16 protein-coding genes are annotated in these 13747 nt (G+C 59.8%); 14 read left to right on the top strand and 2 right to left on the bottom strand.

Translation table 11 applies throughout. The features are described from left to right. Nucleotides 1-113 precede the first annotated feature (113 nt). The 7 genes from HNR62_RS10870 (at nucleotide 114) to glpG (ending at nucleotide 6353) form a co-directional block, all read left to right on the top strand. On the top strand, nucleotides 114-1229 hold the full coding sequence (locus HNR62_RS10870) for a branched-chain amino acid ABC transporter substrate-binding protein (protein WP_204796115.1): 1116 nt from the start codon (nucleotides 114-116) through the stop codon (nucleotides 1227-1229). 276 nt (nucleotides 1230-1505) lie between these two features. Then, entirely contained in the window at nucleotides 1506-2429 is a 924-nt protein-coding gene (gene livH, locus HNR62_RS10865; RefSeq protein WP_204796114.1) for a high-affinity branched-chain amino acid ABC transporter permease LivH, read from the top strand. Continuing rightward, nucleotides 2426-3667 carry a high-affinity branched-chain amino acid ABC transporter permease LivM gene (locus HNR62_RS10860; protein WP_204796113.1) on the top strand — a complete coding sequence of 414 codons (1242 nt, stop codon included), beginning with the start codon at nucleotides 2426-2428 and terminating at the stop codon, nucleotides 3665-3667. The genes livH and HNR62_RS10860 overlap by 4 nt, the downstream gene beginning before the upstream one ends. Then, on the top strand, nucleotides 3664-4428 hold the full coding sequence (livG, locus tag HNR62_RS10855; protein ID WP_239552750.1) for a high-affinity branched-chain amino acid ABC transporter ATP-binding protein LivG: 765 nt from the start codon (nucleotides 3664-3666) through the stop codon (nucleotides 4426-4428). The genes HNR62_RS10860 and livG overlap by 4 nt, the downstream gene beginning before the upstream one ends. A 2-nt stretch (nucleotides 4429-4430) precedes the next feature. Then, a complete protein-coding gene (locus tag HNR62_RS10850) occupies nucleotides 4431-5135 on the top strand; it encodes an ABC transporter ATP-binding protein (RefSeq protein WP_204796112.1) in 705 nt (234 codons plus the stop codon). Between the two features lie 67 nt (nucleotides 5136-5202). Further along, complete coding sequence (glpE, locus tag HNR62_RS10845) at nucleotides 5203-5520, top strand: thiosulfate sulfurtransferase GlpE (protein WP_204796111.1); 318 nt, start codon at nucleotides 5203-5205, stop codon at nucleotides 5518-5520. After that, on the top strand, nucleotides 5520-6353 hold the full coding sequence (gene glpG / locus HNR62_RS10840) for a rhomboid family intramembrane serine protease GlpG (RefSeq protein ID WP_204796110.1): 834 nt from the start codon (nucleotides 5520-5522) through the stop codon (nucleotides 6351-6353). The genes glpE and glpG overlap by 1 nt, the downstream gene beginning before the upstream one ends. 7 nt (nucleotides 6354-6360) lie before the next feature. On the opposite strand, the gene HNR62_RS10835 is transcribed toward glpG, so the two are convergent. Next, nucleotides 6361-6753 carry a flagellar basal body-associated FliL family protein gene (locus tag HNR62_RS10835; RefSeq protein WP_204796109.1) on the bottom strand — a complete coding sequence of 131 codons (393 nt, stop codon included), beginning with the start codon at nucleotides 6751-6753 and terminating at the stop codon, nucleotides 6361-6363. A gap of 125 nt (nucleotides 6754-6878) precedes the next feature. On the opposite strand from HNR62_RS10835, the gene HNR62_RS10830 reads away from it, so the two are divergent. The 7 genes from HNR62_RS10830 to HNR62_RS10800 all read left to right on the top strand — a co-directional run bounded on the left by HNR62_RS10830 (nucleotide 6879) and on the right by HNR62_RS10800 (nucleotide 13505). Continuing rightward, the gene (locus tag HNR62_RS10830; RefSeq protein WP_338044103.1) at nucleotides 6879-7436 is read left to right on the top strand and encodes a chorismate--pyruvate lyase family protein; all 558 of its coding nucleotides are present in this window, start codon (nucleotides 6879-6881) and stop codon (nucleotides 7434-7436) included. Between the two features lie 11 nt (nucleotides 7437-7447). Continuing rightward, the gene (gene ubiA / locus HNR62_RS10825; RefSeq protein WP_204796170.1) at nucleotides 7448-8311 is read left to right on the top strand and encodes a 4-hydroxybenzoate octaprenyltransferase; all 864 of its coding nucleotides are present in this window, start codon (nucleotides 7448-7450) and stop codon (nucleotides 8309-8311) included. 119 nt (nucleotides 8312-8430) lie between these two features. After that, the gene (gene lexA / locus HNR62_RS10820; RefSeq protein ID WP_204796107.1) at nucleotides 8431-9042 is read left to right on the top strand and encodes a transcriptional repressor LexA; all 612 of its coding nucleotides are present in this window, start codon (nucleotides 8431-8433) and stop codon (nucleotides 9040-9042) included. A gap of 309 nt (nucleotides 9043-9351) precedes the next feature. Continuing rightward, nucleotides 9352-10473, top strand: coding sequence for a cytochrome c oxidase subunit II (gene coxB, locus HNR62_RS10815; RefSeq protein ID WP_338044102.1), 1122 nt, complete (start codon nucleotides 9352-9354; stop codon nucleotides 10471-10473). A gap of 9 nt (nucleotides 10474-10482) precedes the next feature. Then, nucleotides 10483-12102, top strand: coding sequence for a cytochrome c oxidase subunit I (gene ctaD / locus HNR62_RS10810; RefSeq protein ID WP_204796105.1), 1620 nt, complete (start codon nucleotides 10483-10485; stop codon nucleotides 12100-12102). Then, nucleotides 12089-12619 (top strand): cytochrome c oxidase assembly protein, encoded by a 531-nt coding sequence (locus tag HNR62_RS10805; RefSeq protein ID WP_204796104.1) that lies wholly within the window; start codon nucleotides 12089-12091, stop codon nucleotides 12617-12619. Before ctaD ends, HNR62_RS10805 begins: the two co-directional genes overlap by 14 nt. A 16-nt stretch (nucleotides 12620-12635) precedes the next feature. Further along, a complete protein-coding gene (locus tag HNR62_RS10800; RefSeq protein WP_204796103.1) occupies nucleotides 12636-13505 on the top strand; it encodes a cytochrome c oxidase subunit 3 in 870 nt (289 codons plus the stop codon). Between the two features lie 19 nt (nucleotides 13506-13524). On the opposite strand, the gene HNR62_RS10795 is transcribed toward HNR62_RS10800, so the two are convergent. Next, the gene (locus HNR62_RS10795) at nucleotides 13525-13728 is read right to left on the bottom strand and encodes a DUF2909 family protein (RefSeq protein ID WP_204796102.1); all 204 of its coding nucleotides are present in this window, start codon (nucleotides 13726-13728) and stop codon (nucleotides 13525-13527) included. Nucleotides 13729-13747: the final 19 nt, after the last annotated feature.

Genomic DNA, 13747 nt, shown 5'->3' with positions numbered 1-13747 from the left:
TAACTGGTGTCATGCGAAGCACATTTCGCTTGTGGAAATGGCACGCTCAGGTTAGAAAAAGAGCGGTCCGGAGCCTCTTCGGCGCAGGAACTCAACGGATAGAGGGAACCTTGATGATCACATGGAACAAGCAAGCGGTGGCGGCGGCGGTGTCTGTTGCTCTGGGGTATGGTGCCGTCTTCGCCGCCTCGGCGGAAACCGTCAAGGTGGCGATTGCCGGCCCGGTGACCGGGGCCGTGGCCCAGTATGGTGATATGCAGTTTATTGGTGGCCGCATGGCGGTCGAGATGCTCAACAAGTCCGGCAACCTGGGTGACTACAGCCTGGAAGCGGTGGAATACGACGACGCCTGCGATCCCAAACAGGCGGTGGCGGTGGCCAACCGGGTGGTCAACGATGGCGTTCAGTTTGTGGTGGGCCACCTCTGCTCCGACAGCACACTGCCGGCCTCGGATGTGTATGACGACGAAGGTATTTTGATGGTGACGCCGGCCTCCACCAACCCGGTCATTACCGAACGGGAGCTGGAATTCGTGATGCGCACCATAGGCCTCGATAGCGATCAGGGCCCCACCGCCGCCCGTTACATACTCGAGCAGGTCAGGCCCGAGCGTATCGCGGTCATCCACGACAAGAAGCAATACGGTGAAGGCCTGGCGTCCAGCGTGCGTGAGGCGCTGAAAGACGCCGGTGTCGAGGTGGTGGCCTATGAGGGGGTGACTTCGGGCGACAAGGACTTCTCGACTCTGATTGCCAAGCTGCAGCGCGACAAGGTCGACTTTGTCTACTATGGCGGTTACCACCCCGAACTGGGGCTGATATTGCGCCAGTCGGCCGAGAAAGGCTTCAAGGCGCGTTTCATGGGGCCCGAGGGCGTGGGTCATAAAGATATTACCTCCATCGCCGGTGACGCCTCGGAAGGCCTGCTGGTCACCCTGCCCAAGAAATACGATCTGGATCCGGCCAACGTCAATGTGGTGCAGGCCATTCAGGCCAGAGGCGAAGATCCGTCCGGTCCCTTCGTCTGGACCACCTATGCGGCGGTGGAAGCCATTGCCGAGGGTATCAAGCGCGCCGGTACCGACCCACAAGCGGTGGCCAGGGCCCTGCGCGCCGAGCCGGTGATTACCGTGATGGGGCCGCTGAGCTGGGATGAAAAAGGCGATCTGCTGGGCTTCGAGTTCGGTGTGTTCGAGTGGCACAAGGACGGCTCTTCGACTCAGATGTAACGTTATACCGATCGGATTAATCATGTGTTCAGGCCGTTGTCCTGACGAAAGTCAGGATCTCCCTGCAGGAAGATACCGGGTCTGTCATGCTGATACTGAATCAAGTTCAGCATGACGAAGATTCAGTACCGGTATGACAGGAGTTTAAATACGGCACTGCCATCGGCAACTGATCACTTAATGACATTGGTATTATTCTCTTGCTTCATCGTCAACAGGCGGGATCATCCCGCCTGATTCGACGGCGCTCATCGTGCTGCGACAAGGAAAGGTTGTATGTCCGAGCCCATGCTTTATTTTATTCAGCAGCTGCTCAATGGCCTGACCATCGGCAGCACCTATGCGCTGATCGCCATCGGCTACACCATGGTGTACGGCATTATCGGCATGATCAACTTCGCCCACGGCGAGGTGTACATGATCGGCGCCTATGCCGCTTTCATGGTGATGACAGCTCTGATGATGGCAGGCATCGACAGCACCTGGCTGCTGCTGACCGCCGCCTTTCTGGTGAGCATTACCCTGACCAGCGTGTACGGTTATTCCATCGAGCGGGTGGCCTACCGGCCGCTGCGGGGCAGCAAGCGGCTGATTGCGCTGATCTCCGCCATCGGCATGTCCATTTTTCTGCAGAACATGATGCGGCTGTCCCAGGGCTCGCGTGATATCGCCATGCCCAGCCTGATCCCCGGTGGCTGGACCTTCGGTGAGAGCGGCTTTCAGGCCTCATTGTCCTATATGCAGCTGATCATCTTCGTGGTGACCTTCGTGGCCATGACACTGCTGTCGCTGTTTATTTCCCGTTCCCGCATGGGCCGGGCCTGTCGGGCCTGTGCCGAAGATTTGAAAATGGCCAACCTGCTCGGCATCAACAGCAATACGGTGATCGCCCTGACCTTCGTCATCGGCGCCTCCCTGGCGGCGGTGGCCGGCGTCTTGCTGGGCTCCTACTACGGCGTCATCAATCCCTATATCGGCTTCATGGCCGGGCTCAAGGCCTTTACCGCTGCGGTACTGGGCGGCATCGGCAGCATTCCCGGCGCGGTGCTCGGCGGCCTGCTGCTGGGGGTGACCGAAGCCATGACCGGCGCCTACTTCAGCACCGAATACAAGGATGTGGTCTCCTTCGGGCTGCTGATCGCGGTGTTGCTGTTCATGCCGACCGGCATTCTGGGCAAACCGGAGGTAGAAAAGGTATGAGCAAGTTAAAACCTGCCTTGATTGCCGCCGCCCTGTTTCTGTTGCTGGCCGGCTGGCTGCTCGGTTTTCGGCTGGAAACCGCCGGTACCCGGCTGATCGTCTCCAATCGCATGGAGGCAGCATGGGAGTGGCTGTTGCTGGGTGCGGGCCTGGTGTTTGCCGCCCAGTTGTTCCAGAGCCAGCTGCGCAGCCCCTTCAAATACCTGTCGGACCGCAAGGGCCATTTTGCCCTGCCGGTGCCGGAAGAACGGCCCTGGTTGTATCGCATCGTCACCGTGCTGGTGCTGGCCGGCTTGTTGATCTGGCCCTTTATGGGCTCGCGCGGGGCGGTGGATCTGGCCACCCTGATCCTGATTTACGTGATGCTGGGGCTGGGGCTGAACGTAGTAGTGGGCCTGGCCGGGCTGCTGGATCTGGGCTACGTCGCCTTTTATGCGGTGGGGGCCTACAGCTATGCCCTGCTCAATGCCTATCTGGGGCTGGATTTCTGGACCTGTCTGCTGATTTCCGGCGGCATGGCGGCGTTGTTCGGTTTCCTGCTCGGTTTTCCGGTGCTGCGGCTGCGCGGCGACTATCTGGCCATCGTGACCCTGGGTTTCGGCGAGATCATCCGTATCCTGCTCAACAACATGACCGAGCTCACCGGCGGCCCCAACGGCATCGCCGGCATTCCCAAACCCACCCTGTTCGGGCTGGAGTTCGAGCGGCGGGGTGACAACACCTTCCATCAATTTTTCGACATCGCCTACCACTCGGGGCACAAGGTGATCTTTCTCTATCTGCTGGCGCTCTTGCTGGTGATTTTCACCATCTTCATCATCAATCGTCTGCTGCGTATGCCATTGGGGCGGGCCTGGGAAGCGTTGCGCGAGGACGAAATCGCCTGTCGCTCGCTGGGCCTCAACCCGACCCTGATCAAGCTCAGCGCCTTTACCATCGGCGCCGCCTTCGCCGGCTTTGCCGGCAGCTTCTTCGCCGCCCGTCAGGGCTTCATCAGCCCCGAGTCGTTCGTGTTTATCGAATCGGCCATCATACTGGCCATCGTGGTGCTGGGCGGCATGGGCTCGCAGATTGGTGTGGTACTGGCGGCCATCGTCATGACCATATTGCCGGAACTGACCCGGGAATTTAACGAATATCGCATGCTGTTGTTCGGCCTGCTGATGGTGTTGATGATGATCTGGCGGCCTCAGGGGCTGCTGCCGATGCACAGACCCTACATGGAGCTGAAATCATGACGGCCCTGTTAACCGTCTCCGATCTGACCATGCGTTTCGGCGGCCTGGTCGCCGTGGACAAGGTCGCACTCGGCATGGATGAGCGGCAGATCGTTTCGGTGATCGGCCCCAACGGCGCCGGCAAAACCACGGTGTTCAACTGCCTGTCCGGTTTCTATCGGCCCAGCGGCGGCACAGTCACATTCAAGGGGCAGGCCATACAGGGGCTGCCGGGCCACAAGATTGCCCGCCTGGGCATGGTGCGCACCTTTCAGCATGTGCGGCTGTTCAAGGAAATGACGGTGCTGGAAAACCTGCTGGTGGCCCAGCACTTTCATCTGAACACCGGCTTCTTGTCCGGCCTGTTGAAGACCCCGGCCTTTCGTCGCTCCGAACGGGACGGGCTGGCGCGGGCCCATTACTGGCTGGAAAAGGTGAACCTGACCGAGTTTGCCAACCGCACCGCCGATAACCTGGCCTATGGCCAGCAGCGGCGGCTGGAAATTGCCCGCTGCATGGCGGCGCGGCCGCAGCTGCTGATGCTGGATGAACCGGCGGCGGGCCTTAACCCGAACGAGACGCGCGAGCTGGATCGATTGATCTGCGATTTGCGTGATAACGAAGGGGTCAGCATACTGCTGATTGAACACGACATGAAACTGGTGATGGGCATTTCCGACTATATCTATGTGGTCAATCAGGGACGCCCGCTGGCCGAAGGTACCCCGGAGCAGGTGCGCAACAATCCCGACGTGATCAAAGCCTACCTGGGAGAAGCCTGAGCATGCTGCATGTGGATAACGTCAGTGCCGGCTACGGCAAGATCCAGGCGCTGGAAGAGGTCACGGTCGAAATAAAACAGGGGGAGATCGTCTCCCTGATCGGCGCCAACGGTGCCGGCAAGACCACCCTGATGATGACCATCTGCGGCGAACCCAAACCCACGCGGGGCCGAGTACTGTTCGAAGGTGAGGATCTGGGTGGCCTGGATACCGCCGCCATCATGCGCAAGGACATCGCCATCGTGCCGGAGGGACGGCGTATCTTTGCCCGGCTGACGGTGGAAGAAAACCTGCACATGGGCGCCTTTTTCGTCGACAAGCGCGAACATGCGGCCTTGCTGGCGGAGGTGTATCGCATGTTCCCCCGGCTCAAGGAGCGCATGAAGCAGCGGGCCGGCACCATGTCCGGCGGCGAGCAGCAGATGCTGGCCATCGGTCGGGCGCTGATGAGCAAGCCGCGGCTGTTGCTGCTGGACGAACCCTCGCTCGGGCTGGCGCCCATCATCATCGCCCAGATTTTCGAAACCATAGCCCGGCTGCGGGACGAAAAGGGCATGACGGTCTTTCTGGTGGAGCAGAATGCCAATCAGGCGCTCAAGCTGGCGGACCGGGGCTATGTGCTGGAAAACGGCCGGGTGGTGCTGGCCGATACCGGGGCCGCCCTGCTGGTCAACGAGCAGGTTAGGCAGGCTTATCTTGGCGGTTAGGATGACCCCTGATGCCAAGGCCGCCGAGATTGGGTAAACTGCCCTAAATTTACGCTAGGAGTAACTCATGGAGCAGTTTGCCCATATTTCGGTGGCCGAGGCCGACAACCTGTTGGCCGAAGGTCGTGCCCGGCTGGTGGATATTCGCGATCCCCAGTCTTTCGCCCAGGCTCATGCCGAAGGCGCCTTTCACCTGACCAACGATACCCTGGTGTCCTTTACCAACGAGGTGGATTACGAGACGCCGGTGGTGGTGATGTGCTACCACGGCATCAGCAGTCAGGGGGCGGCCCAGTATCTGATCAATCAGGGCTTCGAGGAAGTCTACAGTCTGGATGGCGGCTTCGAAGCCTGGCGCCGCACCCAGGCGGTGGTCACCGCCTGATGAAGTTGCTGCTGGTGCTGGATGATCCGCGCCGGGCCCAGTCGTTCGTCGATTACCTGGCCGATATGGGCCTCCAGTGCGAGCTGACCCTGGATGATGACAACAATGTCAGCATCTGGCTGGTGAACGAGGCCCGCTTTCAGCAGGCCCAGCAGGAGGTGAAGCGTTTCATTGCCGAGCCGCTGCATCCCCGTTATCAGGATGCGGCCTGGCGCCAGGGCGACACCCATGTGCATTTCAGTGCCGATGCTGGCCGGCCCGGGCTGGCCCGGGATCTGTTGCGCCGGACCGGGCCGGTCAACATGCTGGTGCTGTTCGCCTGCCTGGCCATTTATGGCCTGAGCTGGCTGGGCTTGCCGATGTTCGGGTTGCTGGCGTTTCCTCCCAGCTGGGAGTCGCTGCTGGGCGCGGAATTCTGGCGTGCCTTTACCCCGGCGCTGCTGCATTTTTCCCTGATGCACCTGGTATTCAACCTGTTCTGGTGGTGGTATCTGGGCGGCATGGTGGAACGGCGGCTGGGGCACGGAAAACTGCTGCTGCTACTGCTGGTGGCGGCGGTGCTGCCCAACCTGATGCAGTTCTGGGCCAGCGGCCCCCGTTTCGGCGGCCTGTCCGGGGTGGTGTATGCCTTGCTGGCCTATGTCTGGCTGTCCGGCCGGCTCAACCCGAGCCGGGGCATAGGACTACCGGACGGCATGGCGGTGTTCATGGTGGTCTGGCTGGTGCTGGGCTTTGCCGGCGTACTGGGACCGGTGGCCAACCTGGCGCACCTGGGGGGCGGGCTCATCGGCCTGTTACAGGCCTGGTTCGATCGCGGACGCCGGGCGGCCTGATACCCCTTTACTGGTAAAGGAACTTGGTAAACAGCAGGCGACGCACTGGCGTTTCGCCGGTGACTTTCAGCAGTAAATCGTTGAGCCGCCGCTGTCCTTCGCTGCTCAGCTCGTTGCGCACCGGCAGCGAGCGGATTTCCTGCTGATTGCGCTCTGCCAGCAGATGGTTGAGGGCATCGCGCAGCAGTGGCATATGCTGCTCGACCAGCGGCATCTGATCGACATTTTCCAGCATGAGATCAACCGACACTCGAATATAACCCAGGGTCTGGCCCGAATGCTGGTAGTTGGTAATAATGTCCGGTGTCATGGTGTAGTATAAAGGCTCCTCGGGAGCCGTCTCCTGAGCGCTAAGCCGACCGGCAGTCAACAGGATACAAAGTGCAATAAAGCGAAACATCGCGAGCCTTTCTATTTGAATAATAAGGGCATTGTTTAAATAAAGCACTGGCCGGTCAAGTGAATACGTATTTTTCAGGATAAAGCAGCGAGTCAAGTATGTGTTTGCCATTTCAGGACGTGTCAGTGACCAACACCGCCGATCATGACTGGCACTGGGGGCCGGAATTACCCCGTTCCCGGATGCCGCTGTGCCACTGGCTACAGGATACCGGCTCTCTGACCGAACGGTTGCGCCGTCATTGCCGGCAGTTTCGGGTCCAGTTACAGAGCACCACCGGCGAAATAACCCTGACTCCGGCCCAGGCCGCCTGGATTGGTGCCGAGCGCGCCTTTTGCCGCGAGGTCTTGCTGCTGTGCGACGAACAACCCTGGGTCTATGCCAGCTCCCTGTATTCTCCCTCGACCCTGGATGCGGTTCCGGCGCTGGGCGGACTGGGTCGGCGGGCCCTGGGCGAATTGCTGTTTGAAGATCCTCAATTACTGCGCAGCGAGTTTGACTTTGCCCGGCTGACCGCCCCCCAGTGGCGGCAACTGGCCCAGATGCAGGGCATGACGCAACACCCGGATCCGTTGGCAAACGAGCCTTCGCTCTGGGCCCGGCGGTCACTGCTGGCCACCGGCCAGGCCGGGGTGCTGGTCACCGAATTGTTTTTGCCTGCGGCCCAGGCTTACCGAGAGTAGAGATAATCATGATGACGACTGCAAGCCGACCACGCTGGCGGGCCTATATGGCGCTGGCCCGACTCGACAAGCCCATCGGCACCCTGCTGCTGCTGTGGCCCACCCTGTGGGCGCTCTGGATTGCCGGCGACGGCAAGCCTTCAATCTGGCTGCTGCTGGTGTTTGTGGCCGGGGTCTTTTCGATGCGCTCCGCCGGTTGTGTGATCAACGATTATGCGGACCGGCACATCGATGGCCACGTCAAACGCACCCAGGCCCGGCCGTTACCGAGCGGTGAGCTGACCGAGCGGCAGGCGCTGGGCTTTTTCGCGCTGCTGGTGGGTGTCTCTTTCATACTGGTGCTGACCACCAACGCCCTGACCATACAGCTGGCGGTGGCGGGCCTGGGCTGGGCGGCGCTTTATCCCTTCATGAAACGCTACACCAACCTGCCGCAGCTGTTTCTGGGCATCGCCTTTTCCTGGGCCATTCCCATGGCCTTTGCCGCCCAGAGCAACAGCCTGCCGCCGGGGCTCTGGCTGCTGTTCGCCGCCAACCTGACCTGGACCGTCGCCTACGACACCATGTATGCGATGGTGGACAGAGACGACGACCTTAAAATAGGGGTCAAGTCGACCGCCATCCTGTTTGGTCGCCGCGACAAGCTGATGGTCGGTCTGCTGCAACTCTTGACCCTGATCCTGCTGGTCGCCGCCGGCCAGTCCTTTGCCCTTGGGCCGCTGTACTACTGGAGCCTGCTGGGGGCGGCGGGTCTGTTCGTATATCAGCAGCGACAGATCCGCGATCGGGAACGCATGGCCTGTTTCGGCGCCTTCCTCAACAACAACCATGTCGGCATGCTGGTGTTCGCCGGCGTGGTATTGACCCTGTTGTAATCACTGAGGGGGCGCCGGGTACCAGGAGGCTGGTCGCGGAAAGAGCCCGGATTTTGTACTTGCTCTGGCGGATTTACTGGATATACTGACAGTTAACTGTATAAAAAAACAGGCCCATTATGAAAGCCCTTACGCCTCGCCAGTCTCAGGTACTGGAGATCATCAAAGAGCATATTCAGCAGACCGGGATGCCGCCGACCCGTGCCGAAATTGCCCGGACGCTGGGCTTTAAATCTGCCAATGCCGCCGAAGAGCATCTCAAGGCACTGGCCAAGAAGGGCGTCATCACCATGATGCCCGGCACCTCTCGCGGTATTCGCCTGACCGAAGAAGAAGAGGAGGCGCCGGGGCTGCCCTTGATCGGGCGGGTCGCCGCCGGTGAGCCCATCCTGGCCCAGCAACATATCGAGAGCCATTACAAGCTGGATCCGTCCCTGTTTCATCCTTCGGCCGACTTTCTGCTGCGGGTAAAGGGCATGAGCATGAAGAACATCGGCATCATGGACGGTGATCTGCTGGCGGTACACAAGACTCGGGAAGTCCGCAACGGCCAGGTGGTGGTGGCCCGGCTGGACGACGAAGTGACGGTCAAGCGCTTCCAGCGTCAGGGCAGCAAGGTCAGCCTGTTACCCGAAAACGAGGAACTTTCTCCCATAGAAGTGGACCTGCGCAGTCAGGAGCTGATCATAGAAGGCCTCGCCGTCGGCGTGATCCGCAACTCCGACTTCTGATTTCCCCTTGTACTGAACAGCGCACGCCGGGGTGCTTCCTCTGCCCCGTCTTCCTCTTATGCCACCCCCCTGAAACCACCCTTATCTTCAACCAGCATCTCAATCCCTGTGTCCGCCCTGCTGCTCCGGGGTCGCCGCTTTATTCATCCGCCTTCTCCCGCTAACTTCCTTTTTTACTTCAATTTTTTACTTTTTCATTATCAGTGCTTTACTTAGTGAGTGCCGGGCCGAGGGATGTGGTAGCCCGACAGGCACTGACTCGTTATATGAGTACACCAAAAATACAGGAAGAAACTTTTGGGGGTGCATGTGAAGCCGATTATTCTGCTGTTGTCCCTGCTGGCAACATGGCCGGTGCGGGCGCAAGCTCGTTTGAATATGACCGAAGGGGTCACCGATATCAGCCAGAAGGTGTATGGCCTGCATATGACCATACTGATCATCTGCGCCGTTATTGGCGTGCTGGTATTCGGGGTCATGTTCTGGGCCATTATCCATCATCGAAAATCCAAGGGCGCCCGGGCGGCGCAATTTCATGAAAGCACCAGGGTCGAGATCCTCTGGACCCTGATCCCCTTCGTGATCCTGATTGCCATGGCGGTACCTGCCACCCGCACCCTGGTGGCAATGGAAGATGCTTCTCAATCCGATCTCACCGTGCAGGTCACCGGCTCCCAGTGGAAATGGCACTATCGCTATTTCGACGAGGGGGTCGAGTTCTACAGCCTGCTGGCCACCCTGCCTCAGCAAATCGAAGGTCGGGTGGCCAAGGGGAAAAACTATCTGCTCGAAGTCGACCAGCCACTGGTGTTGCCTACCGACCGCAAAATCCGTTTTCTGATCACCTCCGATGACGTCATCCACTCCTGGTGGGTGCCGGCCTTTGCGGTGAAAAAAGACGCGATTCCCGGTTTCATCAACGAGGCCTGGACCCGCATCAACGAGTCGGGTCTGTATCGGGGCCAGTGCGCCGAGCTGTGCGGCAAGGATCACGGTTTCATGCCGATAGTGGTGGATGCCCGATCCCCCGAGGAATTCGACGGCTGGCTGGCCCAGACCCGGGCGAAGCAGGCCGAGGCAAAGGCCGCCGAGCAGGCGCTGGTGGCGATGGAAATGACCATGGACGAGCTGATGCAGCAGGGTGAGCAGGTTTATCAACGTCATTGCGCGGCCTGTCACCAGGCCAATGGCGAAGGGATACCCGGTGCCTTTCCGGCACTCAAGGGCAGCGAGCTGATTCTCAATGACAAGGCGGGTCACATCGATGTCGTGCTGTACGGCAAGGCCGGCACCGCCATGCAGAGTTTCGACAAGCAGCTGGCGCTGAAAGAGCTGGCCGCGGTGATCACCTATGAACGCAATGCCTGGGGGAATGACAGCGGAGATCTGGTGCAACCCGGCGACATTGATCAGGCCAGGCAGGGACAATAGGGGGCAGGGATGACACAGCTAAACGTAACAGACACCGCCGACGAACATATGGGCCACGAAGCGGTGCATCATGGCCCGGCCAGAGGCTTCAGCCGCTGGCTGTTCACCACCAACCATAAAGACATAGGAACCCTGTACCTGCTGTTCAGCCTGACCATGTTCTTTGTGGGGGGCGGCATGGCCATGGTGATCCGGGCCGAGCTGTTTCAACCGGGGTTACAGCTGGTGGAACCGAATTTCTTCAACCAGATGACCACAATGCACGGTCTGGTGATGATTTTCGGCGCAGTGATGCCGTCCTTTGTCGGCCTGGCCAACTGGATGATCCCCATGATGATAGGCGCGCCGGACATGGCGTTGCCGCGCATGAACAACTGGAGCTTCTGGATACTGCCCTTCGCCTTTATGCTGATGCTGAGCTCGCTGTTCATGCCCGGCGGTGGCCCCAACTTCGGCTGGACCTTCTATGCGCCCCTGTCCACCACCTATTCACCGGACAGCACGGCCCTATTCGTGTTCGCCGTTCATATCATGGGTATCAGCTCCATCATGGGCGCCATCAACGTCATTGTAACCATCTGGAACCTGCGGGCGCCGGGCATGACCTGGATGAAGCTGCCCTTGTTCTGCTGGACCTGGCTGATCACCGCCTTTCTGCTGATTGCGGTCATGCCGGTACTGGCGGGGGCCGTGACCATGGTGCTGACCGACAAGTACTTCGGTACCAGCTTCTTCGAGGCCGCCGGTGGCGGTGATCCCGTGCTGTTTCAGCATATTTTCTGGTTTTTCGGGCATCCCGAGGTTTACATCATGATACTGCCGAGTTTCGGCATTATCTCCGCCATCATCCCCACCTTCAGTCGTAAACCGCTGTTCGGCTATGCCTCCATGGTGTACGCCACCGCCTCCATCGCGGGCCTGAGCTTTCTGGTATGGGCACACCACATGTTTACCGTGGGCATGCCGGTGGCGGCCGAGCTGTTCTTCATGTATTGCACCATGCTGATTTCGGTACCCACCGGGGTCAAGGTGTTCAACTGGGTGGCCACCATGTGGCGGGGCTCGCTCAGTTTCGAAGTGCCCATGTTGTTTGCCATCGCCTTTATCGTGCTGTTTACCATAGGCGGCTTCAGCGGCCTGATGCTGGCCATTACGCCGGCCGACTTCCAGTATCACGACACCTATTTCGTGGTGGCCCACTTCCATTATGTGCTGGTCACCGGCGCCATCTTTTCGGTGCTGGCGGCGGTGTACTACTGGCTGCCGAAGTGGACCGGCCATATGTTCGATGAAGGGCTGGCCAAGTGGCACTTCTGGTGTTCGGTGATATCGGTCAATGTGCTGTTCTTTCCCATGCATTTTCTCGGCCTCGGCGGCATGCCCCGGCGTATTCCCGACTATTCGCTGCAGTTCGCCGACATCAACGCCCTGGTCAGCATCGGCGGCTTCGCCTTCGGCCTGTCCCAGCTTATTTTCGTGGTGGTGCTGATCAAGTGTATCCGTGGCGGAGAAAAAGCCCCGGTGAGCCCCTGGGAGGGAGCGCACGGGCTGGAGTGGACGGTGCCGTCACCGGCACCCTACCACACTTTCAGCACACCTCCGGAGGTAACAGGCAATGGCTCACGGTAACAGGATAGCGGTTCGACTCGGCCTGCTGGCGGTGACCATGTTCGGCTTCGGTTTTGTACTGGTGCCGCTGTATGACGTCTTCTGCGATATCACGGGGCTGAATGGTAAAACCGCCACCCGTGCGGTGGCCGAATCCCGCGTGGTAGACGAACAGCGATGGGTGACGGTGGAGTTCGTCACCTATCAGAGCAGTGGGCTGCGGGGAGACTTCACACCTTCGGTGCGCCGCTTGCAGGTGAGACCGGGCGAGATGCATCAGGTGGACTTTACCGTCAATAATCCCGGAGCAGACGCCCGGGTACTGAGGGCCATTCCCTCGGTATCGCCGGGGCTGGCGGCAGGCTACCTGCGCAAAACCGAATGCTTCTGTTTTCAGGAGCAACCCATAGCGGCGGGGGAGGAGGCGGTGATGCCGATGCGTTTCTATGTGGATCAGGCGCTGCCGACCGACATAGAGGTATTCACCCTGTCCTACACCCTGTACGACATCAGCGAGCAGCTTGCCACGCGCAGCTGAGCTCAAGGAGGCAAGCATGGCGGTCAAGACTGAGCAATATTATGTACCGGCCCAGAGTCCCTGGCCGATAGTTGGCGCCCTGGGACTGTTTCTGCTGGCGTCGGGCGCCGGCCTCTGGTCCGCAGGCATTGCCGGCATCACGGGTCCTCTGGTCTTTACCGCCGGTACCCTGGTGATGACGGTGATGTTGTTCGGCTGGTTCGGCAACGTGATTGACGAGTCTCACGCCGGACTCTACAGCGACCAGATGGACAGATCCTTTCGTCAGGGCATGAGCTGGTTCATCTTTTCCGAGGTGATGTTCTTCGGCGCCTTCTTCGGCGCCCTGTTTTATGCTCGCATACTGTCGGTGCCCTGGCTGGGCGGCGCCGGCAACAACGCCATGACCAATGCCGTCTTGTGGCCCGACTTTACTGCCAGCTGGCCCTTGTTGCAGACCCCGGGCGGCATCGAAACCACCGCCATGGGCTGGTTTGGCCTGCCGCTGATCAACACCGTTATTCTGCTGACCTCGTCGGTTACCGCGCACCTGGCTCATCTGGCCCTGTTGCAGGAGCGACGCGCCCGCATCAAGCAATGGCTGGGCCTTACCGTGTTGCTGGGCCTGACCTTTCTGACACTGCAGGTGTGGGAGTACGTGCATGCCTATGAGGAACTGGGGCTGCGGCTGGACTCGGGTATCTACGGCAATACCTTCTTCCTGCTCACCGGCTTTCATGGTGCCCACGTCACCCTGGGTACCCTGATGCTGTTCATCATGTGGTTGCGGGTGCGCAAGGGGCACTTTACCCCGGCCCAGCATTTCGGCTTTCAGGCCAGCAGCTGGTACTGGCACTTTGTCGATGTGGTCTGGCTCTGTCTGTTCGTCTTTGTCTATATTCTATAAGGGCTCCAATAGAGGCTTGTTATGGGGTGGCGTTGGGCACCAGCAGGCCGGTAGCCAGCGCGACTATCAGCAGTAGCATTATGATCACGGCGAATAACAGACGGCGGCCGATATAACGACTCATCAGCACCGGATCCCGCTGAGAGAGCATGGCCTTCAGGCTCAGCAGCAGGTTGCCGATCATACACAGCAGTAGCAATACAATCAGTAGCTTGAGCAGCATGGATGCGTTCCTGGAGAGA

Source organism: Oceanisphaera litoralis (assembly GCF_016907015.1).
GTDB lineage: Bacteria > Pseudomonadota > Gammaproteobacteria > Enterobacterales > Aeromonadaceae > Oceanimonas > Oceanimonas litoralis.
Note: the sequence above shows the minus strand (reverse complement) of the source record. Positions and strands in the feature narration are given on the sequence as shown.